Here is a 24,324-nt window from a genome sequence, read left to right on the forward strand (position 1 = left end):
AATCCGGGCAGGTGTATTACGCGTTGTGGCAACGTATGGCAGAGATCGCCGGTTAACCGACCGGCCTGAAAAAGGTGCGCACCGGTTGCGCACCGCTGCATCGAGAGCAATCGTGTCCTTTCCGTCAGAACGCTTCACCCCCGCCTTCGGCCTCGGCAACCCGCACCTGCAAACCTTGTGGGGACCGCTGTGGCGCAAAACCACGCACATCGAACGCGAGCGCGAACGCTTGTGGCTTGAGGATGGCGACTTTCTCGATATGGACTGGCACGGCCCGCACACTGCCGATGCGCCGCTGGTGCTGGTGCTGCACGGGCTGACCGGCTCTTCGAATTCGCCCTACGTGGCCGGTGTGCAAAAGGCGTTCGCTGCCCAGGGTTGGGCCAGCGTCGCGTTGAACTGGCGCGGTTGCTCCGGCGAGCCGAATCTGTTGCCACGCAGCTACCATTCCGGCGCCAGTGAAGACCTGGCCGAAGCCATCAGGCACCTGCGGGCCAAGCGCCCTCTCGCACCGCTGTATGCAGTCGGCTATTCCCTGGGCGGCAATGTCTTGCTCAAGCATTTGGGCGAGACTGGCAGTGACAGCGGCGTGTCAGGCGCGGTGGCAGTGTCGGTGCCGTTTCGTCTCGATCAATGCGCTGATCGCATCGGGCAAGGTTTCTCGAAGGTCTATCAGGCGCATTTCATGCGCGAGATGGTGGCCTACATCAAAAACAAGCAGCGCCAGTTTCAACATGACGGGCGCGAGGATGGACTGGCGGCGTTGGCGGCACTGGGCTCGCTGGAGAACATGCGCACCTTCTGGGATTTCGACGGCCGGGTCACGGCGCCGCTGAACGGTTTCGTCGATGCCGAGGATTACTATCGCCGCGCTTCGAGCCGGTATTTCCTTGGAGAAATTCGCACACCGACCCTGATCATTCAGGCGGCCGACGACCCCTTCGTGTTCCCCCATAGCCTGCCGCAGGCGATGGAGCTGTCCGCCTCCACTCAATTCGAGTTGCAAGCCAAGGGTGGGCATGTCGGTTTTGTCGATGGCTCGTTCCGCCAGCCAGGTTATTACCTGGAGCGCCGCATTCCGCAGTGGCTGAGCGCCGTGGGTCGCGGGTAAGCCATGGATGCCGACCAAGGCGAGTCGATCCGATTCTGGCAAACGGCGCCATTGGCCGGCGTCGAGTTATTGTCCGCGCGCTACATCGAACATCGCTTCGCGCCCCACGTGCATGACGGTTATGTGATCGGCATGATCATGGCCGGCGCCCAGCGCTACCGCTATCGCGGCGCCGAGCACCTGGCCGGCAGCGGCACGCTGGTGTTGATCAATCCTGATGAACTGCACACCGGCCACAAAGGGACGGAGGATGGCTGGTTGTACCGGGCGTTTTATCCGGACAGCGGGCAGATTCTCTCGCTGCTGGACGAACTGGAGCTGCCGACCAACAACCTGCCGGGGTTTGGCGCGACGTTGTATCGCGACCCGGACCTGGTGAAGGGTTTCTGCCAACTGCATCGCTTGCTGGAAAGTCCGTCCACCGCCTTGCAACAGCAAATGGTCTGGCGCGAGATGATGCTGTTGCTACTACAACGTCACGCCTCCGTGCCGATCGCCGGCAAACCCGGCAAGGAGCACCGGGCGGTGACGCTGGCCAAGGATGTGCTGCATGCACAATTGGCGGCGCCGCCTTCGCTGGAAGAACTGGCGGCACTGGTCAACCTTTCACCGTTCCACTTCGCCCGGGTCTTTCGCCGCGCCACGGGCATGCCGCCGCATACCTGGCTGATGCAGCAACGCATCGCGCAGGCAAGGGCGCTGTTACAGAACGGATGTTTGCCGCTGGAAGTCGCGATGCAATTGGGGTTTGCCGACCAGAGTCATCTGAGTCGGCAGTTCAAGCAGGTTTACGGGGTTGGGCCGGGGGCGTATCGCAGCGCCCGGCAATTATCAGGAAGTTGAGCTCGACACAGGTCCAAAAGTGGGAGCGAGCCTGCTCGCGATGGCGGCGGGTCAGTCAGCAATGATGTTGACTGACCCGCCGCCATCGCGAGCAGGCTCACTCCTACAGGGGTGTAGCGTTTATTCGCCGATGGCGATGCCGTGCGCAGGATCGTTGATCCACTCGCTCCACGACCCGGCATACAACGAGCCCAACGGATAACCCGCCAGGCACAGCGCGAACAGGTTATGGCATGCCGTCACGCCGGATCCGCAATACGCCACCAGATCGGTCGGCGCACGATCGCCGAGTTTCGCGGCAAAGCGCTGCTTGAGCTGATCGGCCGGCAGGAAACGTCCGTCACTGCCCAGGTTCTCGGTGAAGGCTGCGCATTGCGCACCGGTGATGTGCCCGGCAACCGGGTCGATCGGTTCGACTTCGCCCTTGAAACGCGGCAAGGCGCGAGCATCGAGCAAGGTCAGCGCGGGTTGGCCGAGACGTTTTTGAAGCTGTTCGGCACTCAAGATCAGCGCGTCGTCCGGCGTCCCGGCAAAGGTGCCGCGCGGGGTGTCGCACGCATCCAGGCTCAGCGGCAACCCGGCGGCGTGCCAGGCCTTGAGCCCGCCATCGAGAATAAACACGCCGTCACGCTTGCCCAGCCAGACCAGCAACCACCAGGCCCGCGCCGCGTAGGCACCGGGGCCGTCATCGTACAAAACCACTTCGCTGTCGGCGTTGATGCCCCAGGCTTGCAGACGCTCGATCAACTCTTCAGGCTCAGGCAACGGATGGCGCCCGGTCACACCCTTGACCACTGTCCCGCTCAAATCACGCTCAAGATCGGCAAAACTCGACCCGGCGATATGCCCTTCGGCATAACTACGCTGGCCGTAATCCGGGTCTTCGAGGGCAAAACGACAATCCAGAATCACCAGCCCAGGTGCATCCTTTTTCAGGTCCAACGCTTGCGGGCTGATCAGTTGCGCAATGGGCATAACGGGCTCCTGTGATTAAGTCGGTCTTGAATCCTACTGCACTTCTTCCAGCGCCTGGGCCAGTGGCACGTAAAACTCTTCGTACAGCGCGTTGACTGCGTCGCGAGACTGTTCCGTGACGAAACCGGCCTCAAGCACCAGCACCTGATACACCCCACGTTTAATCGCCTGCTCACTCAGGTGATTGGAGTTTTCCCGCGTGGTGCACAGAAAACGCACCCAGGACGTCAGGATAATCCAGGCATTGAGCGTCAGGGATTCGATCTGGACTTTGTCCATTTTCAGGATGCCGGCGTCGACGAAGGCAGCGTAGATGTGGGTGCCATGGATCAGGCAGCGCTGGGAGAAACGCCGATAACGGGCAGCCAGTTCGGGATCGCTGTCGAGCAAATGCTCAAGATCGCGATGCAAAAACCGGTAGCGCCACATCGCCGCCAGCAGTTCCTGAAGGTAGAAGCGTTTGTCTTCCACCGTGGACGCTCGACCCTGGGGCGGGCGCAGGAAGCTGTCCACCAGGCTTTCGTACTCACTGAACAGCACGGCGATGATCGCCTGCTTGTTGGGGAAGTGGTAGTACAGGTTGCCCGGAGAAATCTCCATGTGGGCAGCAATGTGGTTGGTGCTGATGCTGCGCTCGCCCTGTTGATTAAACAGCTCCAGGCTGTTCTGCACGATGCGCTCGCTGGTTTTGATCCGAGGGGCCATGGCTTGAGCTTTAATTCAGAGTGCGTTGGCAGGCATCTTACGACCTATCGGCGAGTGGATAAAACAATGCTGCGCCAGGATGCCATTTGACTTTATAGAGCTTAGACTCTAAAAAGTGCGTCATTACAACAAAAACCGGAGCCGATCATGACCGCCGACATCGCTTATCTGCAGAACCTGCAACAGCCGCTGGACGAGCTCCAGGCCCTGTTCGATGCGCAGCGTGCGGCGTATGCGGCCAACCCGATGCCACCGGCCGCCCAGCGCCAGCAATGGCTCAAAGCCCTGCGTGATCTGCTGAGCAACGAACGCCAGTCCTTGATCGATGCGATCAGCCAGGATTTCAGCCACCGCAGCGCCGATGAAACCCTGCTCGCCGAACTGATGCCGAGCCTGCACGGCATTCACTACGCCAGTCAGCACCTCAAAGGCTGGATGAAGCACTCGCGGCGCAAGGTCGGTATCGCGTTTCAGCCGGCTTCGGCGAAAGTGGTTTACCAGCCGCTGGGCGTGATCGGCGTGATCGTGCCGTGGAACTACCCGCTTTATCTGGCTATCGGGCCGCTGGTGGGTGCGTTGTCGGCGGGCAATCGGGTGATGCTCAAACTCAGTGAGTCGACCCCCGCCACCGGCTTGCTGCTCAAGGAACTGCTGGGCCGGATCTTCCCGCAAGACCTGGTCTGCGTGGTGCTGGGCGAAGCCGATATCGGTGTCGCGTTTTCCCGACTGCGTTTCGATCACCTGCTGTTTACCGGCGCCACCAGCATCGGCAAGCACGTGATGCGCGCGGCAGCCGAGAACCTGACGCCGGTGACCCTTGAGCTGGGTGGCAAGTCCCCGGCCATTGTGTCCCTCGACGTGCCGCTCAAGGACGCCGCCGAACGCATCGCATTCGGCAAGACGCTCAATGCCGGGCAAACCTGCGTGGCCCCGGACTACGTGCTGGTGCCGGAAGATCGTATCGGCGCTTTCGTCGAAGCCTATCGCCACGCGGTTCGCGGGTTTTATCCGACACTGGCCGACAACCCGGACTACACGGCAATCATCAATGACCGGCAACTGGCGCGACTCAATAACTACGTCAGCGACGCCACCAGCAAGGGCGCGCTGCTGATTCCGCTGTTTGATCAGGGCCAGGGCCGGCGCATGGGTCATAGCGTGCTGCTCAACGTCAGCGACGACATGACCGTGATGCAGGATGAAATCTTCGGCCCGCTGCTGCCGATCGTGCCGTACAAGACGCTTGATCAGGCGTTTGCCTACATCAATCAACGACCTCGTCCGCTGGCGCTGTATTACTTCGGCTACGACAAGCGCGAACAAAATCGTGTACTCCACGAAACCCATTCCGGCGGTGTTTGCCTCAACGACACCTTGCTGCACGTGGCGCAGGACGATATGCCGTTCGGTGGTATCGGCGCTTCGGGCATGGGCCATTACCACGGCCACGAAGGTTTCCTGACCTTCAGCAAGGCCAAAGGCGTACTGATCAAGCAGCGCTTCAACGCGGCGAAACTGATTTACCCGCCCTATGGAAAATCCATTCAGAAACTGATTCAGAAGCTGTTTATCCGCTAACAATCGCACCCTCGGGTAATAACAATAATGAGCCCAAGCCTGTCAGATACACCCGCGCTGTCGCGGCGCGGCCTGCTTAAATTCAGCCTCGGCGCGAGTGCTTTCCTGGCGACGGCCGGATTGGGCGCGAGCCTCAGCGGCTGCTCATCGAGCATTCCGGCCAGCGGTTTCGCGACCCTGCGCAGCGGCGATCTGTTGTTTCTGCGGGCATTGGTCCCGGTAATGCTCGAAGGCGCCGTGGCCGCCGAAAAAATGCCGGCCGCCGTCGATGGCACCCTGAAAACCCTGGATAACGGCCTGAATCACCTGTCGCCGGAAATGCTCAAGCTCACTCGGCAATTGTTCGACGTGCTGGGGATGGCGGTGACCCGCGGGCCGCTGACCGGGATCTGGGGCAGCTGGGAAAACGCCAGTGCCGATGAGATCCGGCACTTTCTCGATCGCTGGGAAAACAGCTCGTTGAACCTGTTGCGCATGGGGCACAGCTCGTTGCTGCAACTGGTGATGATGGCGTGGTACAGCCGCGCGGAATCGTGGGTACATTGCGGGTATCCGGGGCCGCCTGCCGTTTAAGACTGGGTCGACCCCTTCGCGGGCAAGCCTCGCTCCTACAACGGCTTACGCGGTTCTGTAGGAGCGAGGCTTGCCCGCGAAGGCATCCTCATGAACACCACTGCATCCAAAACCATAACAACTAGAGAACCCGAAGATGCCCGTACCCGACCCGTTCCGCGAAGGCATGGCCCGTGGCTGGAAAACCTACAACGGCTCGCAACTGACCCAGGACCTGACCCTGGACGCGGACGTGGCGATCATCGGCAGCGGCGCGGGCGGCGGGACCACCGCGGAAATTCTCAGCGCCGCCGGCTACAAGGTGTTGCTGATCGAAGAAGGCCCGCTCAAGACCAGCAGCGACTTCAAGATGCTCGAAGACCAGGCCTACACCAGCCTCTATCAGGAAGGCATCGGCCGCATGAGCAAGGACGGCGCGATCACCATCCTCCAGGGCCGCGCGGTGGGCGGCACCACGCTGATCAACTGGACATCGAGCTTTCGCACGCCCGACCCGACGCTTGAGCATTGGGCCAGGGAACACAACGTCAAAGGCCACAGCCCGGCCGAGATGGCGCCTTGGTTCGAGAAAATGGAACAGCGCCTGGGCGTTGCGCCCTGGATGGTGCCGCCCAACGCCAACAACGACGTGATCCGCAAAGGCTGTGAGCAGCTCGGCTACACCTGGCATGTGATCCCGCGCAACGTGCGCGGGTGCTGGAACCTTGGCTATTGCGGCATGGGCTGCCCGACCAACGCCAAGCAGTCGATGATGGTCACGACCATCCCCGCGACCCTGGAAAAAGGCGGCGAGCTGCTGTATCTGGCCCGCGCCGAAACGCTCTCGATCAAGGACGGCAAGGTCACGGACCTGCAATGTGTGGCGATGGACGACCGTTGCGTCGCACCTACCGGACGCACGATCACGGTCAAGGCGCGGCATTACGTGCTGGCGGGCGGCGGGATCAACAGCCCGGCGCTGCTCCTGCGCTCGGAGGCGCCCGATCCGCACCAGCGGTTGGGCAAACGCACATTCCTGCACCTGGTGAACATGTCCGCCGGGCTGTTCGATGAGGTGATCAACCCGTTCTACGGTGCGCCGCAGTCGATCTATTCCGACCACTTCCAATGGCAGGACGGCACCACCGGCAAGATGTCCTACAAACTGGAGGTGCCGCCACTGCACCCAGCGCTGGCCTCCACCCTGCTCGGCGGTTTTGGCAAGGAAAACGCCGGGCATATGGAAAATCTGCCCCACACCCACGCGATGCTGGCGCTGTTGCGCGATGGTTTCCACCCGGACAGCCCCGGCGGCAGTGTCGAATTGCGCGGCGACAACACGCCGGTGCTCGACTATCAAGTTTCACCCTACGCCTGGGACGGCTTGCGCCGGGCCTTTCACAGCATGGCCGAGATCCAGTTCGCCGGCGGCGCCAACGCGGTCATGCCGATGCACGCCGACGCGCGCTACGTGAAAACCCTGGCCGAAGCGCGCACGTTGATCGACGGTTTGAGCCTTGAGTTGTATCGCACCCGCCTGGGCAGCGCTCATGTGATGGGCGGTTGTGCCATGGGTGAAGACCCGAAAAACGCCGTGACCGACAGCCTTGGCCGGCATCACCAGATCAGCAATCTGTCGATCCACGATGGCTCGCTGTTCCCCACCAGCATTGGCGCAAACCCGCAATTGTCGGTCTACGGATTGACGGCGCAACTGGCGACTTCTCTGGCTGAACGTTTGAAAAACCCATGAAAACGGAGAATATTCCAATCGTCTATAGTGCTTTCTTACCCAACAGGCGACTTGGCCGACCGGGAAGGCTGCGATACCATCCGACTCCCCAACGGACTCCCGCCAGGACGACGCGATGAACCGAGTGTTGTACCCAGGTACCTTCGACCCTATTACCAAGGGCCATGGCGACTTGGTCGAACGCGCCGCGCGCCTGTTCGATCATGTGATCATCGCCGTCGCTGCCAGCCCGAAGAAAAACCCGTTGTTTCCCCTGGAACAACGTGTGGAGCTGGCCCGCGAGGTCACTAAACATCTGCCCAACGTTGAAGTCGTCGGCTTCTCGACGCTGTTGGCGCATTTCGCCAAAGAGAAGAACGCCAATGTGTTCCTGCGTGGTTTGCGCGCGGTGTCGGACTTCGAATACGAATTCCAGCTGGCCAACATGAACCGCCAACTGGCGCCGGATGTGGAAAGTCTGTTTCTCACACCGTCCGAGCGTTATTCGTTCATTTCCTCGACGCTGGTCCGTGAAATCGCAGCGTTGGGCGGCGATATCACCAAGTTCGTCCACCCTGCGGTGGCGGATGCCCTCACCGAACGCTTCAAGAAGTAACGACCGCTCAAGCGGCGCCCGCGTGCACTGCGGGCGCCAATGCGGCACAATTGCGCGCATTGGTTTATTGCGCCCGGGCCGTCCGCCCTGGCTGGAGTTAGCATGTCCCTGATCATCACCGACGATTGCATCAACTGCGACGTCTGCGAACCCGAGTGCCCGAACGCCGCTATTTCCCAAGGCGAAGAGATCTACGTGATCGACCCGAACCTGTGCACGCAGTGCGTCGGCCACTACGACGAACCTCAGTGCCAGCAAGTGTGCCCGGTGGATTGCATTCCGCTGGATGAAGCGCATCCGGAGACTGAAGAGCAGTTGATGGCGAAGTATCGCCAGCTTACCGGCAAGGCTTGAGGCAGGCATTTTTGTAGTGCCTGTGCCGGCCTCATCGCGAGCAGGCTCGCTCCCACAGTTGATTTGTGGTGCTCACATCATTTGATTCACAACACAAATCAACTGTGGGAGTGAGCCTGCTCGCGATGAAGCCATCAGGTACACCGAACATGTAACTGATTCACTCCCGCTGCTCAAACCCCTCCCCGATACACCCCAGGCACCGCACAAATGCGGCTTTCGCCGGATCAACCACCAGCGCCTGTCCCGCATCGCCGATGCCGCCGCCCAAGGCCGTGAACGGCAACGACACCACAAACGCCCCGGCACCGATCACCGTCGCCACCACCAGCAACGGTCTGGCGATCAGCAAGTCACCGAGCATGGCGTAGGCCGGGGGATTCTGGATGGTGTAACGCGGATCACCGCTGCCGCTGCTGGCCGCCAGCGCGGGCGCACCGACGCTCAGCAGCAGCGCAACAACAAGGGTTCGAAACGAATTCATGGCGCGGTCCTTCGGCTAGGCAGTGAGAACACTGACTATAGACCGTCGTACGTATCAGCTCTGGCAGCGTGGGCAAAAGACGCTGGCGCGCTGCCCCAGTTTCACTTCGCGCAGTTCAGTGCCACAGACTTTGCAGGGCTCACTGCCCCGGCCGTAGACAAACAATTCCTGCTGGAAATACCCCGGCTGACCGTCGCCGCCGATAAAGTCCCGCAGCGTCGTACCGCCCCGCTCAATGGCCGCGGCCAGAATGCGTTTGATCTCGATCGCCAGCTTCAAATAGCGCGCCCGGGAAATGCTCTTGGCCTCGCGACGCGGGTCGATGCCGGCGGCGAACAGGGCTTCGGTCGCGTAGATGTTGCCGACGCCGACCACCACCGCGTTATCCATGATGAACGGCTTGACCGCCATGGATCGTCCGCGGGACTGCTGAAACAAGCGATCGCCATCAAACAGGTCGGTCAACGGCTCCGGCCCCAGGCGAATCAACAGTTCGTGGTTGAGCGGATCGAGACTCCAGAGCATCGCGCCAAACCGGCGCGGGTCGGTATAGCGCAGGGCCAGGCCGGACTCGAGTTCGATGTCCACATGCTCATGCTTCGCCGCCGGCATACCGACTTCAACCAATCGCAGGTTGCCCGACATACCCAAGTGACTGATCAGCGTGCCCACTTCAGCATTGATCAGCAGGTACTTGGCGCGGCGTTCCACCAGCACGATGCGCTGGCCGGACAGGCGCACATCGAGGTCTTCAGGAATCGGCCAGCGCAATCGGCGGTCACGCACGATCACCCGGCTGACGCGCTGGCCTTCCAGGTGCGGCGCAATCCCGCGGCGGGTGGTTTCGACTTCCGGCAGTTCAGGCATGGTGTTCTCGAATCAGGGCGCTCGAATAAATGCGGCAGCCGATGTTCAGCGGTGGGCGCCGAGGTCACGAATCGTTTGCTTGAGGGTCTCGAAGTCGTAGTCCGAGAGGCCGACATAATCGAGCACCAGATGACCGATGCTGTTCCACTCATGATCTTCGGTCTGATTACCCAACACCCGGTATGACGCACAAATGTGCTCGGCCATCTTCAGGATCGCCAGCAGGTTCTTGAGCTGAGCGTTGCGCGAAGATTCGTCGCTGAAGATCGCCAAGGCGTTGTGGTGATTGGCGATAGCGGCGGTCACATGCTCCGGCAGGCGCCAGGACTTGGCCGTGTAGTAACCGACCACCGCGTGGTTGGTGTTGAACACCCGGTTCTCGGTGTCGACCACCCGGCATTCGGCACTGGCGTTGGCGTAGGCCTCTTCCAGAACGGTCATGTAGTTGGGGAACCGTTGCAGCATCAGCGGCACGCCGCAGTCGTGGAACAGACCCAACGCGTACGCTTCGTCACCGGCCTGGGCGCCGATGCGCTTGGCCAGCGTCAGGCAGGTCATCGCCACGTCCTGAGCCGTATCCCAGAACCGGTTCAGGGTGACGATGGTGTCGTCGTTCATCTCGCCCTTGATCGACTGCGCGTTGATCAGGTTGATGATCGAACGGCTGCCCAGCAGGTTCACCGCACGCTGGATCGAGGCGATCTTGTTGCTCAAGCCGTAATACGGCGAGTTGACGATCTTCAGCAAGGCACCAGAGAGCCCTGGGTCCTGGGAGATCAGCTTCGCGATCACTTCCAGGTCCGGGTCGGGCATGTACTGCTCCATCTGCAAATCCACCATGATTTGCGGCTGGGCAGGCACACTGATGCCTTGCAGGGACTGTTGAATCTGTTCGGAAGTCAGCTCTTGGGACATAAGTACACACTCTGGGCCAGGGGGCGATTCTAACCTTTATAAAGTTGGATCCGACACACCGGCCGACACATTGGCGAAATGTTTCATTTCTGCATAGCCATCGAAATAGCTTTCGCGGGCAGCCTCGCGCCTGCAGATTCACACGATCCAGCAGGAGCGAGGCTTGCCCGCGAGGAGTCCATCAGCGTTTCATCGCCCGCCCGGCCCGCCGCAAGCCTCAACACGCTATACTCCCGCTCTTTTTTCCGGAGCGACGTCATGTCCCTGCCTAGCCTGCGCCTCAAAGCCAACGCCGACCGTCGCCTGCGAAACGGCCACTTGTGGGTCTATAGCAACGAAATCGATGTAGCGGCGACCCCTTTGCACGGTTTTCAAGCCGGCGACCAGGCGATCCTCGAAGCCGCCGGCGGCAAGACGCTGGGCATCGTGGCCATGAGCCCGAACAACCTGATCTGCGCCCGTCTGCTGTCGCGCGACATCAAGTTGCCGCTGGACAAGTCGCTACTGGTCCATCGCCTGAACGTTGCCTTGTCCCTGCGTGATCGCCTGTTCGACAAGCCGTTCTATCGCCTGGTCTACGGCGACTCCGATTTGCTGCCAGGCCTGGTGGTCGACCGCTTCGGCGACATCCTGGTGGTGCAGATCGCTTCGGCGACCATGGAAGCCCATAAAGAAGACGTGATCGCGGCGCTGACCCAAGTGCTCAAGCCAAGCGGCATTCTGTTCAAGAATGACTCCGCTGCCCGTGACGCCGAAGGCCTCAACCGTTATGTCGAAACCGTGTTCGGCCTGGTGCCGGAGTGGGTCGCGCTGGAAGAAAACGGCGTGAAGTTCGAAGCACCGGTCATCCAGGGCCAGAAAACCGGCTGGTTCTACGACCACCGCATGAACCGCGCACGCCTGGCTCCTTATGCCAAAGGCAAACGCGTGCTGGACCTGTACAGCTACATCGGCGGCTGGGGTGTGCAAGCGGCCGCGTTCGGCGCCAGTGAAGTGTTCTGCGTCGACGCGTCGGCCTTCGCCCTCGACGGCGTCGAGCGCAACGCCGCGCTGAACGGTTTCGCCGAAAAAATGACCTGCATCGAAGGCGACGTGTTCGAAGCCTTGAAAGAGCTGAAAGCCAGCGAAGAACGCTTCGACGTGATCGTTGCCGATCCACCCGCCTTCATCAAGCGCAAGAAAGACATGAAGAACGGTGAAGGCGCCTACCGCCGCCTGAACGAGCAAGCCATGCGCCTGCTCAGCAAGGACGGCATCCTGGTCAGCGCGTCGTGCTCGATGCACCTGCCGGAAGACGATCTGCAGAACATCCTGCTGACCAGCGCCCGCCACCTGGACCGCAACATCCAGATGCTTGAGCGCGGCGGTCAGGGCCCGGACCACCCGGTCCACCCGGCCATCGCCGAAACCCGCTACATCAAGAGCATCACCTGCCGGTTGCTGCCAAACAGCTGATGACACCGGTTTGACGGGGAGCCAGAGGGCTCCCCGTTTTATTATCTGTTATTGAATTCCGTTCAAACTTCCTACACTTGCGATCCTACGGACTTGCAGGACGTTTCCCTGCGCCTTTCACTATTCAGCATTCAACTGACAAAACTTGTTCATGCCCAAGATCGATCCGACGAAATTACTGGAAGTTTCCTACCCAATATCGCCTTGATAAGCGCTCATTACACTCTATGATTGAGAGCGTCACCACGAAGTGACACTTACTTTCAATTACAAGGAGTTCCAAATGAAAGCAATTACTCTGGAAGCTAACAGCATCGCCAACCTGGCTTTCCTGGTCGCCCCTAAAGCCCGCTAAGTAAATGAGACGCTGGGGAGTGCCGGCTACCCAGCGTTTTCTATGGCATTGCCCAGAGCGAACCGCCCATCATGCAGATCAGTCCTCATTTATTCATACTTCCACGCACGCCCGGTCAAATAGTCTGGGATTACAAGAATCACAAACAGTTTGAACTGAACCTGAAGTATTCAACCCGACTGGCAGAACTTATCGACAACCCCGAAAAGTTCAACGAACGCAATACAATTGACACCCAGCTACTTGACGCTGGAATACTGACAACTGCAATAACAGATACTACAGATTGGGGCTGGGACGAACTGTCGAAGATATTTCATATCGGCACCAAGAACATTCCGTGCGAACACGTTCCGCAAAATATCAATGAATGGTCAAAACAATACCTTGATCATTGCAGCGACGTCCTGAGCACGCCCTCGCCGAAAGCCAGGCGCTCGGAACGCCTGGGATGCGAGCTGATTACCCTGCCAAAACCTTCCTGCCTGCCGGAAGGTTCCCTGGCAAACGCCCTGGTCAATCGGAAAACCTGCCGCACCTTCACGGGTGAAGCCGTTTCCCTCGAAGCCGTCAGTACATTGCTGTACCTGTCCCTCGGCTATCTGCATGAGCGCGAAAACGACGTCGACGAAAGCATCGTCGAAGGTCTCGGCGCCCGGCGCAGCAGCCCGTCCGGAGGCGGACTGAATGCCTGCGAAGGCTTTCTGCTGGTGCAAAACGTCAGCGGCCTGCCACCCGGTGTCTACGCCTATCACCCCACCGGGCACGCGCTGAGTCTGGTTAATCCGCTGCCTCCCCAGCCTTTAGGGCAACTGATGTGCGGACAACACTTCATCAATAACCTGCCCGCAGGCCTGTTCATCACCAGCCGATTCGACAAGCTGTGGTGGAAATATGAACACTCGCGGGCCTACCGAATGGCCTACGTCGAGGCCGGTCATATTTCCCAGACCTTTCAACTGGCGGCCACCGCGCTGGGATTGAACACCTGGCTGACCGGTGCATTGACGGACGACCAGGTCGAAGCGCTGCTGGGACTTGAGAACAGCGCAGAGCAACCGCTGTTCTTTGTCGGCTGCGGCCAGAGCGACGGGCAAGTGATGTGCAAGGAATTGAAAGCCCTGCTGAGCAGTCGGGGGGCGGAACAATGACCGAGCCCCTCATCGACCCCGCGTCAGCCCCTGCCTCATGGGCCCATCGCTTCACCCTTGGAGACTGGAACACCCGAGCCTCGGTGCGGATCAGCGAACACACCTACCAATTGCCGCCGGACCTGAAACGGCAACTGGAAACCCGCCACTGGTTTGCGCCGGAATTTCTGCCCTACCTGAATCATCCGGCAATCAAAGCAGCAGGCAGAGCAATCACTCATCGCCTGTCCGCCAACCATCTGGTGTATTTCCTCGACTACACCACCCTGCTGGAACACCGCATCGTCAACCGTTCCGTGGAAACCATCGTCCACAACGAACTGGGGGTATCCATCCCCCCACGGATGAAAACCGCCGCGCTGCAGCTCTATACGGATGAGGCTTATCACGCACTGTTTTCCAACAGCCTCGCCGAGCAGATTGCCGATATTTACGACATGACAGATCGCCCGGTCGTGCCCCACCGGATAGCCCGGCTGAACGCCCTGCTCGATCGCACACCGGACAAGCACAAGGCACTGGCGTGGTTTCTCGTCGGCTTCGTCTCGGAAACGATTATCGCCAAGGAACTGCTCGACGTTTGCCGTGACACGCTGGTGAGCAGCGTTCAGGAAATGCTCAGGGATCACCTGGCCGACGAAGCGCGTCACAGTCGCTACTTTTGCGAAGTATTCCACCATCTGTGGGTGCAATTGAACTGCGGCCAACGCACGTTCACCGCCAGGTCGCTCGCGGAAATCCTGCTGATTTTCTTTGAGATAGATGAACGCTGGCTTGGGGAAAGCCTGCGCAGCGCCGGCCTGAGTGAAGCGTCTGTCGCGCAGATCCTTGGGGATCTGACCGGCTCGCAAGCACAGCGCCTGCGCGTCCGATCGAGTGCTGGTGCCACGCTCAACGCAATGAAAAAAGCCGGGTTCTTCGATCTGCCTGCCAATCGCCAACTTTTCTCCAGGGCAGGGCTGTTCGATGAATGACGGAAAACAGGTAGCCCGGGGCGAACAACGTGCCATGGTCATTCTGTTGATGACCATGACGCTGCTCGGCGTCTTTCCCCTGGATGTGGTGCTCCCCTCCTTTCCCGATCTTTCTGACTACTTTCGGACCTCACCGTCCGACATCGCCCTGTCGGTGAGCGTGTTCGCCATTGGCCTGGCGTTGTCCGTGGTGCTGGTCGGCCCATTGTCGGATTTGTGGGGACGCAAGAAACTCCTGCTGGCCGGTATCGCAATTGCGGTGGTCGGAGCGACAGGGTGTGTGGTGTCCAGCGAATACAGCTGGTTTTTGTTCTTCCGGGTGATCCAGGCCGTTGGTTGCGGGTCATTCGTCCTGTCACAGGCGTTGGTTCAGGATCTGTTCGTCGGCAAGGAACAGGAGCGAATCAGAATCTGGATGGTGACCGGCGGCGGGGTATTCATTTCGATTTCGCCGCTGCTGGGGACCTGGTTGCAATTGCAGCTAGGCTGGCAGGGCAGCTTTTATGTGTTTATCAGCCTGGCCGTCATTGTCTGGCTTAAAGCCTTCTTTCTGCTCAGGGAAAACCCTCACCTTCATACCACGGCACCTGAACGTTTTTTCAGCGCCTATTGGCGGCTGTGTTCGGATTTGCGCTTCATGGGGTATTGGTTGATTTCAGCCTTGGCTTTCGCCTGCCATTTCTCGTTCATCGTCATTTCACCGATCATTTTCATGGAGCGGCTGGCGCTGTCGCCTTACGCATTTGCCTGGGCGTTGCTGCTGTATGGCGTGGCTTATGTGTTTGGCGGGATTGTCGCCAGCGCGCTGCATCGGTACCTGCAGGCCAACACACAAATAGTCATTGGCCTGGGGCTGATCGCTTTGTCAGGGCTGGTCATGCTGTGGTTGGCGGAACAGTTCGGGCTCTCTGCGGCAGCGGTGCTGATACCCATGTTGATTTGTACGGCAGGCACCACCATTGCCCGGCCCATCGCCAACTCCAAAGCCATGAGTCTCTACCCCCGGAATGCCGGAACCTCGACCTCGGTAGGCGGCGTGCTGATTTTCATGTGCGGCGGTGTGATCAGCGTAGTGATCAACCTTGCCTCCGAAGACCTGACCACGGCACTAGCCCTGTGCTTCCTGAGCTTGAGTGCTACGGGCCTTGGCCTGAATGTCTTGATTACACGACGGCATCTGGCGCTGAAGGCGGGCTGAAACCTGCCAGTCGTCATCCCGCACGTTGTGTCAGCGCCGGATCAACGCTTCCCGGCATTCCCTCCTGACGCCAGCCGTGTAGAATCGCGACATTCATCGCCAGTCATCCCCCGGCGGGTTTATGAGCTCAAGCTGAAGCGCGCGGCGATCCCGCAAAGTTATCGGCAACTTCCGGACACACGGCCATTTCTGGGTGTTCCAGACGTCAATAGAAGCTCACTTCCCTTTTGATACCTGATTAGCCGCCCGGAGTGCTTCATGCCTGATTACCGCTCGAAAACATCCACCCACGGCCGCAACATGGCCGGCGCCCGCGCACTGTGGCGCGCCACGGGGATGAAAGATGACGACTTCAAAAAGCCGATCATCGCCATTGCCAACTCGTTCACCCAGTTCGTACCGGGCCACGTCCACCTCAAGGACCTGGGCCAGCTGGTCGCCCGCGAAATCGAACGCGCTGGCGGTGTGGCAAAAGAATTCAACACCATCGCCGTGGATGACGGCATCGCCATGGGCCACGACGGCATGCTCTATTCGCTGCCGAGCCGCGAGATCATCGCCGACTCCGTCGAATACATGGTCAACGCCCACTGCGCCGACGCCATCGTCTGCATCTCCAACTGCGACAAGATCACCCCTGGCATGCTGATGGCCGCCCTGCGCCTGAACATCCCGGTGATCTTCGTTTCCGGCGGCCCGATGGAAGCCGGCAAGACCAAACTGGCCAGCCACGGTCTCGACCTCGTCGACGCCATGGTGATCGCCGCCGACTCCAGCGCTTCTGACGAGAAAGTCGCCGAGTACGAGCGCAGCGCCTGCCCGACCTGCGGCTCGTGCTCCGGCATGTTCACCGCCAACTCGATGAACTGCCTGGTCGAAGCCCTGGGCCTGGCATTGCCGGGCAACGGTTCGACCCTGGCGACCCACAGTGATCGCGAACAGCTGTTCCTGCAGGCCGGCCGTACCATCGTCGAGCTGTGCAAGCGTTACTACGGCGAGAACGATGAGTCGGTACTGCCGCGCAACATCGCCAACTTCAAGGCGTTCGAAAACGCCATGACCTTGGACATCGCCATGGGCGGCTCTACCAACACCATCCTGCACTTGCTGGCCGCCGCCCAGGAAGCCGAGATGGAGTTCGACCTGCGCGACATCGACCGCCTGTCCCGATTCGTGCCGCAACTGTGCAAAGTCGCTCCGAATATCCAGAAATACCATATGGAAGACGTGCACCGCGCTGGCGGGATCTTCAGCATCCTCGGCTCGCTGGCCCGTGGCGGCCTGCTGCACACCGACCTGCCGACCGTGCACAGCAAGACCCTGGCCGAAGGCATCGCCAAGTGGGACATCACCCAGACCGACGATGAAGCCGTGCATCACTTCTTCAAAGCCGGTCCTGCGGGCATCCCGACGCAAACCGCATTCAGCCAGTCGACCCGTTGGGAAACCCTGGACGACGACCGTGAAAACGGCTGCATCCGCAGTGTTGAGCATGCCTACTCGAAAGAAGGCGGCCTGGCCGTTCTCTACGGCAACATCGCACTGGACGGCTGTGTGGTGAAAACCGCTGGCGTCGACGAATCGATCCACGTGTTCGAAGGCAACGCGAAGATCTTCGAAAGCCAGGACAGCGCCGTTCGCGGCATCCTCGCCGACGAAGTGAAGGCCGGCGACATCGTGATCATCCGTTACGAAGGTCCGAAAGGCGGCCCGGGCATGCAGGAAATGCTCTATCCGACGTCGTACCTGAAATCCAAAGGCCTGGGCAAAGCCTGCGCCCTGCTCACCGACGGCCGCTTCTCCGGCGGCACCTCGGGCCTGTCCATCGGCCATGCTTCGCCGGAAGCCGCTGCAGGCGGCGCGATTGGTCTGGTGCAGGACGGTGACAAGGTGCTGATCGACATTCCGAACCGCTCGATCAATCTGTTGATCAGCGACGAAGAAATGGCCGGCCGTCGTGCCGAGCAGGATCAGAAAGGCTGGAAGCCTGTGGAAAAACGTCCACGCAAGGTGACCACTGCACTGAAGGCCTACGCCCTGCTGGCGACCAGCGCCGACAAGGGTGCCGTGCGTAACAAGGCAATGCTCGACGGGCTGTAAGGCTTAACCGTCGAACAAAAAATGCCCCGCCAAGTGCGGGGCATTTTTTTGACCACGATCCCCCAAACACTGGAGATCAACTGTAGGAGTGAGCCTGCTCGCGATAGCGGTATGTCTGTCACCATCGATGTCGTCTGACACTGCGCTATCGCGAGCAGGCTCACTCCCACATTGGATTTTTGGTGCTTACTGGATTTCCTCCGGTTTCACGATCACCCAGTTCTTGTCCGCCGTCACCGGCAACCCTTCCTTGGCCTGTGCTGCCGCGTGCTTGGCCATCATGCCGTTAATCTGGGTCATGTATTTGTCCTTGCGGTTGATCCACAAGTGAATGCCGCCCTTGGCCACGTCGACGCTGTGGAACAGCATGAAGCCGTCGCTGGTCGGGGTGTCGCCGCCGACGAGCACCGGTTTTTTCCATTCATCGATGTAGGTCAGGATCGCCGCTTGCTTACCCGCCATCCAGGTCGCCGGGGTCCACAGGTACGGGGTCAGTTCGAGGCCAAGGTTGGCCTTCTCGTCATACTTGCCCGCAGTGATTTGCTTACGCGCCGTGGTCAATTCGCCGGACTTCGGGTCCTTGAGCAGCAGGCTCACGCCAATGACGTTTTGCGGTTTGACGTTGTAGCCGTACTTCGGATCGGAAGCGACCATGCGCACCAGCTCTTCCGAGGCGGCGGTCATCACGTAGACCTCGATGCCGTTCTCCATCAGCTTGTTGTAGAGCTCTTTCTGACCGGTGAAGATTTTCGGCGGGTTGACGTCGAGGTTCTTGACCACATCGCCTTCGTAATAGGTCGCCGGCACTGGCTTGTCCAAGGCCATCAGCTCATCGACGTAGCCTTTGAGTTCCTGGAGGGTGAAACCGGAGAACACTTGCGCGACCCATGGATAGCACACCATGTCGTCGAGTTCGCAGAGGCGATAGTAGTAGCTGAACAGGCTTTCCTTATGGTCGGCGGTGTCCTTGAACGGGATCAGTTTCAGGGAGGGGTCGAGTTTCTCGCGGGTGATCAGGCCTTTGCTTTCCATGTACGGCAGCAACGACTCTTCGAGATCGTAGCGGTAACTGGTGTTGTCCATGTCGAACACCGCGTAGTTACCTTTGTTCGCGTTGGCTGCAATCATCGCGTCCAGCGCCTTGGCCTGATCGGCTGGCCAGTGCTTCAAATCCGTGGCGAAGACCTGGCCGGCGAGGCCAAGACAGAGTACTGCTGCGAGAAATTTTGGTGCGAGCTTCATCGGCGGTTTCTCCCTGATCCAAAGATATCGACGCTAACAAATAAGTGTGACAACTCTCGTCCACTAGCGACCGCACACGTCCCTTTCGCGTCAAGTGCATCCCCGACAGCGACACCGGCTTATTCCAAAAACGACAGTTATCAGACTTTTTTGATATTAATTCTTTGCAAATCAAGCTGTTAGGCTTGCCGGTTCGCAGCTGCCCCGGAAGGTGGCTGGCACAAGTCACTTTCGGAGTTCTCATGAATCTGCCGCTGATCCTCAATCTGCTGGTGTTCCTCGCGTTACTGTTTGGCCTCGCGCAAACCCGCCACACGACCTGGAGCCTGGCGAAAAAAGTCCTGCTCGCGTTGGTATTGGGCGTGGTCTTCGGTGTCGCGTTGCACACGATTTACGGTGCCGGCAACCCGGTGCTGAAAGCCTCGATCGGCTGGTTCGATCTGGTGGGCAACGGGTACGTGCAGTTGCTGCAAATGATCGTCATCCCGCTGGTGTTCGCCTCGATCCTCAGCGCCGTGGCCCGTCTGCACAACGCCTCGTCGCTGGGCAAGATCAGCTTCCTGACCATCGGCACGCTGCTGTTCACCACGGCCATTGCGGCGCTGATCGGTATCGGCTTGACCAACCTGTTCGGCCTGACCGCCGAAGGCCTGGTCGCCGGCACCCAGGAAATGGCTCGCCTACAAACCATCCAGACCGACTATGCCGGCAAGGTTGCCGACCTGAATGTGCCGCAGCTGCTGCTGTCGTTCATTCCGCAAAACCCGTTCGCCGACCTCGCTCGCGCCAAGCCGACGTCGATCATCAGCGTGGTGATCTTCGCCGCGTTCCTCGGTGTCGCGGCGCTGCAACTGCTCAAGGATGACGTCGAGAAAGGTCAGAAAGTGATCAACGCCATCGACACCCTGCAAGCCTGGGTGATGCGTCTGGTGCGTCTGGTGATGAAGCTGACCCCCTACGGCGTATTGGCGCTGATGACCAAAGTGGTCGCCGGTTCCAACCTGCAAGACATCATCAAGCTCGGCAGTTTCGTGGTGGTTTCCTACATCGGCCTGGGCCTGATGTTTGTGGTCCATGGCCTGTTGGTGTCGGCGGCCGGGATCAACCCGCTGCGGTTCTTCCGCAAGATCTGGCCGGTGCTGACGTTCGCGTTCACTAGCCGCTCCAGCGCCGCGACGATTCCACTGAGCATCGAAGCGCAGACCAGCCGCCTGGGCATCCCGCAATCCATCGCCAGTTTCGCCGCGTCGTTCGGCGCGACCATTGGCCAGAATGGCTGTGCCGGTCTGTACCCGGCGATGTTGGCGGTGATGGTGGCGCCGACTGTCGGCATCAACCCGCTGGACCCGCTGTGGATCGCAACACTGGTGGCGATTGTGACCTTGAGTTCAGCCGGTGTGGCGGGCGTGGGCGGCGGTGCGACGTTTGCCGCGCTGATCGTGCTGCCGGCGATGGGTTTGCCGGTGTCATTGGTGGCGTTGCTGATTTCGGTTGAGCCGCTGATCGATATGGGCCGCACGGCGTTGAACGTGAGTGGTTCGATCACGGCCGGGGCGATTACCAGCCAGATCATGCAGCAGACGGATAAAGCACTGCTGGATGCCGATGAGCATGCGGAGTTGGCGCACGCTTAAGTTTTTTAGCGTCTGAGCTGGCCTCTTCGCGGGCAAGCCTCGCTCCTACCAGAATTTGTGTCGTACGCAATTTTCGCGATCGACACAAATCCTGTAGGAGCGAGGCTTGCCCGCGAAGCTTTTAGACTTTCTCCCAAACTTCAAAGTCGTACGCTGGTTTGTCGCCTTCAGCCGGATTCTGGGTGTTGGAGACCAATGTCCACTGCCCCAAATCAAACTCCGGAAACCACGCATCCCCTTCCGGGCTCAACGCTACTCGGGTCAGATACAACCGATCCGCCTGCGCCATCCCCTGCGCATACAATTGCGCGCCGCCAATCAGCATCACTTCATCGACGCCCTGCTCGTTCGCCCATTCCTGCGCGCGAGCCACGGCCGCCTCCAGCGACGGATAAACCTCCGCGCCTTCCAACACCAGATCCGCCTGACGGCTGACCACGATGTTCAATCGGCCCGGCAGCGGCCGGCCGAGGGAATCCCAGGTCTTGCGACCCATGATGATCGGTTTGCCGAGGGTGGTGGCCTTGAAGTATTTGAAGTCCCCCGGCAAGTGCCAGGGCATGCTGTTGTCGACGCCGATCACACGGTTTTCACCGAGGGCTGCGATCAGGCTGAGGGGGAGTGATTTAGTCATGCCGGCGAGGATACCAGAGCCTCCCGTACCCCGATAAGCGCCACAGCGGTTATGCTCACAGCTCATTTGAGCGACGGGATGCCGCGTGACTGAACTGACTCCACTGCAAAACCTCTGGCTGACCGAGACGGTGCGCCTGCGTGAAGAACACGCCGGCCCCCTGGAGGATCTGGAAGCCAACCGGCTGGCCCGCAGCGCCGGCGGCGACTTGCCGACGCGAATTCAGCGCCGTGCCGTGTGGCTGGCCGAGCGCGACGGTTTGTCCGACGCCCTCAAGCATTGGCTGCAAGGCGCGCGACTGGCGCTGATCGTCATGGCGGTGCTGGCCATCGTCAGCGGTGCTGGCCTGGCGTTTGCCGCACTGGGTGATGGCCAGACCCCGGTAAATGTGTTCTGGGCCCTGGGCAGTCTGCTTGGGCTCAATCTGATTCTGCTGCTGAGCTGGGCGTTGGGCCTGGTGTTTGCCGGTGAGCACGGCGCCAGCCTTGGACGCTTATGGCTGTGGCTCAGCGAAAAACTCGCTCGTGATGCCAAAGCCGCGCAACTGGCACCCGCCCTGCTGCTGTTATTGCAGCGACGCAAACTCAATCGCTGGGCGATCGGCGTGCTGGTCAACGGCTTGTGGTTGCTGGCGTTGCTCAGTGCGCTGGTTATCGTGCTGATGCTGATGGCGACCCGGCGCTACGGCTTTGTCTGGGAAACCACCATTCTGCGCGGTGACACCTTCGTCGCCATGACCCAGGCTCTCGGCGCCCTGCCGGCCTTGCTCGGTTTCAGCGTGCCCAGCGTGGAGATGATCCGCGCCAGTGGCGATGCCGCGCTGAACATCGAAAGCGCTCGTCAGGCCTGGGCCGCTTGGCTGGTGGGCGTGTTGCTGGTCTACGGGGTGTTGCCGCGTTTGTTGCTGATGCTGTTCTGCCGCTGGCGCTGGACCTCCGGCCAAGCCGCTTTGCGCCTGGATTTGAACCTGCCCGGTTACGCCCAATTGCGCGAACGGCTGATGCCCACCAGCGAACGCCTCGGCATCAGTGATGCCGCGCCTGCGCAACTGCATCGTGTCGAAAGCGGCGTCAGTGAGCAGCAAAGCGACGGCGCGTTGCTGGTGGCCATCGAGCTGGACGATCAACGCCCGTGGCCGCCGCAACTGCCGAAAACCGTGAACAACGCCGGCATCCTCGACAGTCGCGAATCGCGCAACAAACTGCTCGAACAGTTGAGTCGTTTCCCTCCGGCACGCCTGGCGATTGCCTGCGATCCGCGACGTTCGCCCGACCGTGGCAGCCTGGCCCTGATCGCCGAACTGGCGCGCAATGCCGCTGCCACCCGTGTCTGGCTGCTGCAAGCGCCGCCCGGCGAAGCACTGGATGCCGAACGTCTCGGCGACTGGCACGTAGCGCTGCAACAGCTGGACCTGCCGTTCGCCGATTGCGCGCCCGTGAACTGGCTGGAGACCGGCCATGACTAATGCCTGGAAAGCGCCCTTGAAGCTGGCCGTGGTCGGCCACACCAACGTCGGCAAAACCTCGTTGCTGCGCACGCTCACCCGGGACGTCGGTTTCGGTGACGTGTCCCATCGCCCCAGCACCACCCGCCATGTCGAAGGCGCGCGGTTGTCGGTGGACGGCGAGCCGTTGCTCGATCTCTACGACACGCCCGGCCTCGAAGACGCCATCGCCCTGCTCGACTACCTCGAGCGCCTGGAACGTCCCGGCGAACGCCTCGACGGCCCGGCACGGTTGGCCCGATTCCTCGACGGCAGCGAAGCCCGGCAGCGCTTTGAACAGGAAGCCAAAGTACTGCGCCAATTGCTCGCCTCGGACGCCGGCCTCTATGTGATCGACGCCCGGGAGCCGGTCCTGGCCAAGTACCGCGACGAACTGGAAGTGTTGGCCAGTTGCGGCAAACCGCTGCTGCCGGTGCTGAATTTCGTCAGCAGCGCCAACCATCGCGAGCCGGATTGGCGTGAAGCCCTGGCACGCTTGGGCCTGCATGCCCTGGTGCGTTTCGACAGCGTTGCACCGCCCGAAGATGGCGAACGTCGACTCTATGAAAGCCTCGCCTTGCTGCTGGAAAACTCCCGCGAACAATTGGAGCGCCTGATCGCCGATCAACAGGCTCAACGCCTGGCTCGCCAACAGAGTGCGGCGCGATTGATTGCCGAGTTGCTGATCGATTGCGCCGCGTGCCGGCGTAGCGTGGTCAGCGACGCGGAGCAGGAACAACAGGCGATCAGCGAACTGCGCAAAGCCGTTCGCCAACGGGAACAGCGCTGCGTTGAAGGTTTGCTCAAACTCTATGCCTTCCGCCCACAGGACGCTGCGGCCAGTGAGCTGCCGCTGCTCGATGGCCGCTGGGGCGATGATTTGTTCAACCCGGAAACCCTCAAGCAATTGGGCGTGCGGGTCGGCGGTGGCATCGCGGCCGGCGCGGCGGCCGGTGCCGGGGTTGATTTACTGGTGGGCGGCCTGACCCTCGGCGCGGCGGCACTGGCCGGCGCCATTGCCGGCGGCGCCCTGCAAACCGCCCGCAGTTATGGCAGCCGGTTAATGGGCAAGATCAGAGGTCAGCGAGAATTGACGGTCGACGACAGCGTGTTGAGGCTGTTGGCCTTGCGTCAGCGCCAATTGCTGCAAGCGCTGAATGCCCGTGGTCATGCGGCGATGGACAGCATCCAGGTGGCCACGCCACAGGACAAAACCTGGCGCGAAGGCAAACTGCCCGAAGCCCTGAACAAGGCCCGGGCACATCCGCAGTGGTCGTCGCTGAATCCGCAGGCGAAGTTGAGTCAGGCGGAGCGGCAAGAGCAGGTTGAGGTGTTGGCGCAGCAGTTGTAAACCTTGGTAATTGGG

22 protein-coding genes are annotated in these 24,324 nt (G+C 60.5%); 15 read left to right on the top strand and 7 right to left on the bottom strand.

Annotation, left to right across the window (positions count from 1 at the left end; translation table 11 throughout):
- The first annotated feature begins 112 nt into the window (after positions 1-112).
- Both RHP74_RS29365 and RHP74_RS29370 read left to right on the top strand, forming a co-directional pair.
- Positions 113-1,111 carry a hydrolase gene (locus tag RHP74_RS29365; RefSeq protein WP_077747218.1) on the top strand — a complete coding sequence of 333 codons (999 nt, stop codon included), beginning with the start codon at positions 113-115 and terminating at the stop codon, positions 1,109-1,111.
- A gap of 3 nt (positions 1,112-1,114) precedes the next feature.
- The gene (locus tag RHP74_RS29370; RefSeq protein ID WP_311096818.1) at positions 1,115-1,954 is read left to right on the top strand and encodes an AraC family transcriptional regulator; all 840 of its coding nucleotides are present in this window, start codon (positions 1,115-1,117) and stop codon (positions 1,952-1,954) included.
- 120 nt (positions 1,955-2,074) lie between these two features.
- On the opposite strand, the gene RHP74_RS29375 is transcribed toward RHP74_RS29370, so the two are convergent.
- Together RHP74_RS29375 and RHP74_RS29380 are read right to left on the bottom strand one after the other, a co-directional pair.
- Positions 2,075-2,929, bottom strand: a complete 855-nt coding sequence (locus RHP74_RS29375) for a sulfurtransferase (RefSeq protein WP_311096819.1) — start codon at positions 2,927-2,929, stop codon at positions 2,075-2,077.
- A 33-nt stretch (positions 2,930-2,962) separates the two neighbouring features.
- Complete coding sequence (locus RHP74_RS29380; protein WP_010466800.1) at positions 2,963-3,634, bottom strand: TetR/AcrR family transcriptional regulator; 672 nt, start codon at positions 3,632-3,634, stop codon at positions 2,963-2,965.
- Positions 3,635-3,781: 147 nt separating this feature from the next.
- Between RHP74_RS29380 and RHP74_RS29385 the strand changes: the two genes are divergently transcribed.
- The 5 genes from RHP74_RS29385 (at position 3,782) to RHP74_RS29405 (ending at position 8,466) form a co-directional block, all read left to right on the top strand.
- Positions 3,782-5,212: a coniferyl aldehyde dehydrogenase gene (locus RHP74_RS29385; RefSeq protein WP_221107690.1), complete on the top strand. Its 1,431-nt coding sequence runs from the start codon at positions 3,782-3,784 to the stop codon at positions 5,210-5,212.
- A 27-nt stretch (positions 5,213-5,239) separates the two neighbouring features.
- Positions 5,240-5,785: a twin-arginine translocation pathway signal protein gene (locus RHP74_RS29390; RefSeq protein WP_145306707.1), complete on the top strand. Its 546-nt coding sequence runs from the start codon at positions 5,240-5,242 to the stop codon at positions 5,783-5,785.
- Between the two features lie 136 nt (positions 5,786-5,921).
- Positions 5,922-7,517, top strand: coding sequence for a GMC family oxidoreductase (locus RHP74_RS29395; RefSeq protein ID WP_288114922.1), 1,596 nt, complete (start codon positions 5,922-5,924; stop codon positions 7,515-7,517).
- A gap of 115 nt (positions 7,518-7,632) precedes the next feature.
- Positions 7,633-8,112: a pantetheine-phosphate adenylyltransferase gene (coaD, locus tag RHP74_RS29400; protein ID WP_007945531.1), complete on the top strand. Its 480-nt coding sequence runs from the start codon at positions 7,633-7,635 to the stop codon at positions 8,110-8,112.
- Between the two features lie 102 nt (positions 8,113-8,214).
- Positions 8,215-8,466, top strand: coding sequence for a YfhL family 4Fe-4S dicluster ferredoxin (locus tag RHP74_RS29405; RefSeq protein WP_145306703.1), 252 nt, complete (start codon positions 8,215-8,217; stop codon positions 8,464-8,466).
- Positions 8,467-8,626: 160 nt separating this feature from the next.
- Here RHP74_RS29405 and RHP74_RS29410 read toward each other — a convergent pair whose 3' ends face one another.
- The 3 genes from RHP74_RS29410 to RHP74_RS29420 are packed head-to-tail and all read right to left on the bottom strand — an operon-like array spanning position 8,627 to position 10,678.
- Complete coding sequence (locus RHP74_RS29410) at positions 8,627-8,950, bottom strand: multidrug transporter (protein ID WP_010466790.1); 324 nt, start codon at positions 8,948-8,950, stop codon at positions 8,627-8,629.
- A gap of 54 nt (positions 8,951-9,004) precedes the next feature.
- Positions 9,005-9,817, bottom strand: a complete 813-nt coding sequence (gene mutM, locus RHP74_RS29415) for a bifunctional DNA-formamidopyrimidine glycosylase/DNA-(apurinic or apyrimidinic site) lyase (RefSeq protein ID WP_010466788.1) — start codon at positions 9,815-9,817, stop codon at positions 9,005-9,007.
- Positions 9,818-9,862: 45 nt separating this feature from the next.
- Positions 9,863-10,678 (bottom strand): HDOD domain-containing protein, encoded by an 816-nt coding sequence (locus RHP74_RS29420; RefSeq protein WP_169857237.1) that lies wholly within the window; start codon positions 10,676-10,678, stop codon positions 9,863-9,865.
- Between the two features lie 312 nt (positions 10,679-10,990).
- On the opposite strand from RHP74_RS29420, the gene RHP74_RS29425 reads away from it, so the two are divergent.
- The 5 genes from RHP74_RS29425 (at position 10,991) to ilvD (ending at position 17,965) form a co-directional block, all read left to right on the top strand.
- Positions 10,991-12,187 (top strand): class I SAM-dependent rRNA methyltransferase, encoded by a 1,197-nt coding sequence (locus tag RHP74_RS29425; RefSeq protein WP_003195152.1) that lies wholly within the window; start codon positions 10,991-10,993, stop codon positions 12,185-12,187.
- A gap of 426 nt (positions 12,188-12,613) precedes the next feature.
- Positions 12,614-13,693, top strand: a complete 1,080-nt coding sequence (locus RHP74_RS29430; RefSeq protein WP_145306695.1) for a SagB family peptide dehydrogenase — start codon at positions 12,614-12,616, stop codon at positions 13,691-13,693.
- On the top strand, positions 13,690-14,667 hold the full coding sequence (locus RHP74_RS29435) for a diiron oxygenase (RefSeq protein ID WP_311096820.1): 978 nt from the start codon (positions 13,690-13,692) through the stop codon (positions 14,665-14,667). Before RHP74_RS29430 ends, RHP74_RS29435 begins: the two co-directional genes overlap by 4 nt.
- Complete coding sequence (locus tag RHP74_RS29440; RefSeq protein WP_083375533.1) at positions 14,660-15,865, top strand: MFS transporter; 1,206 nt, start codon at positions 14,660-14,662, stop codon at positions 15,863-15,865. Before RHP74_RS29435 ends, RHP74_RS29440 begins: the two co-directional genes overlap by 8 nt.
- A gap of 258 nt (positions 15,866-16,123) precedes the next feature.
- Positions 16,124-17,965 (top strand): dihydroxy-acid dehydratase, encoded by a 1,842-nt coding sequence (gene ilvD / locus RHP74_RS29445; RefSeq protein WP_010466773.1) that lies wholly within the window; start codon positions 16,124-16,126, stop codon positions 17,963-17,965.
- Positions 17,966-18,151: 186 nt separating this feature from the next.
- On the opposite strand, the gene RHP74_RS29450 is transcribed toward ilvD, so the two are convergent.
- Positions 18,152-19,207 carry a phosphorylcholine phosphatase gene (locus RHP74_RS29450; protein ID WP_010466771.1) on the bottom strand — a complete coding sequence of 352 codons (1,056 nt, stop codon included), beginning with the start codon at positions 19,205-19,207 and terminating at the stop codon, positions 18,152-18,154.
- A 242-nt stretch (positions 19,208-19,449) separates the two neighbouring features.
- Here RHP74_RS29450 and RHP74_RS29455 point away from each other — a divergent pair, with 242 nt between their 5' ends.
- Positions 19,450-20,841 carry an L-cystine transporter gene (locus tag RHP74_RS29455; protein WP_145306687.1) on the top strand — a complete coding sequence of 464 codons (1,392 nt, stop codon included), beginning with the start codon at positions 19,450-19,452 and terminating at the stop codon, positions 20,839-20,841.
- Positions 20,842-20,962: 121 nt separating this feature from the next.
- On the opposite strand, the gene RHP74_RS29460 is transcribed toward RHP74_RS29455, so the two are convergent.
- On the bottom strand, positions 20,963-21,475 hold the full coding sequence (locus tag RHP74_RS29460; protein ID WP_010466767.1) for a dihydrofolate reductase: 513 nt from the start codon (positions 21,473-21,475) through the stop codon (positions 20,963-20,965).
- A gap of 85 nt (positions 21,476-21,560) precedes the next feature.
- Between RHP74_RS29460 and RHP74_RS29465 the strand changes: the two genes are divergently transcribed.
- Entirely contained in the window at positions 21,561-22,940 is a 1,380-nt protein-coding gene (locus RHP74_RS29465) for a DUF2868 domain-containing protein (RefSeq protein WP_077747205.1), read from the top strand.
- On the top strand, positions 22,933-24,309 hold the full coding sequence (locus RHP74_RS29470; protein ID WP_010466762.1) for a GTPase/DUF3482 domain-containing protein: 1,377 nt from the start codon (positions 22,933-22,935) through the stop codon (positions 24,307-24,309). Before RHP74_RS29465 ends, RHP74_RS29470 begins: the two co-directional genes overlap by 8 nt.
- Positions 24,310-24,324: the final 15 nt, after the last annotated feature.

It is taken from the genome of Pseudomonas sp. SG20052 (assembly GCF_031766055.1).
Lineage (GTDB): Bacteria > Pseudomonadota > Gammaproteobacteria > Pseudomonadales > Pseudomonadaceae > Aquipseudomonas > Aquipseudomonas mandelii.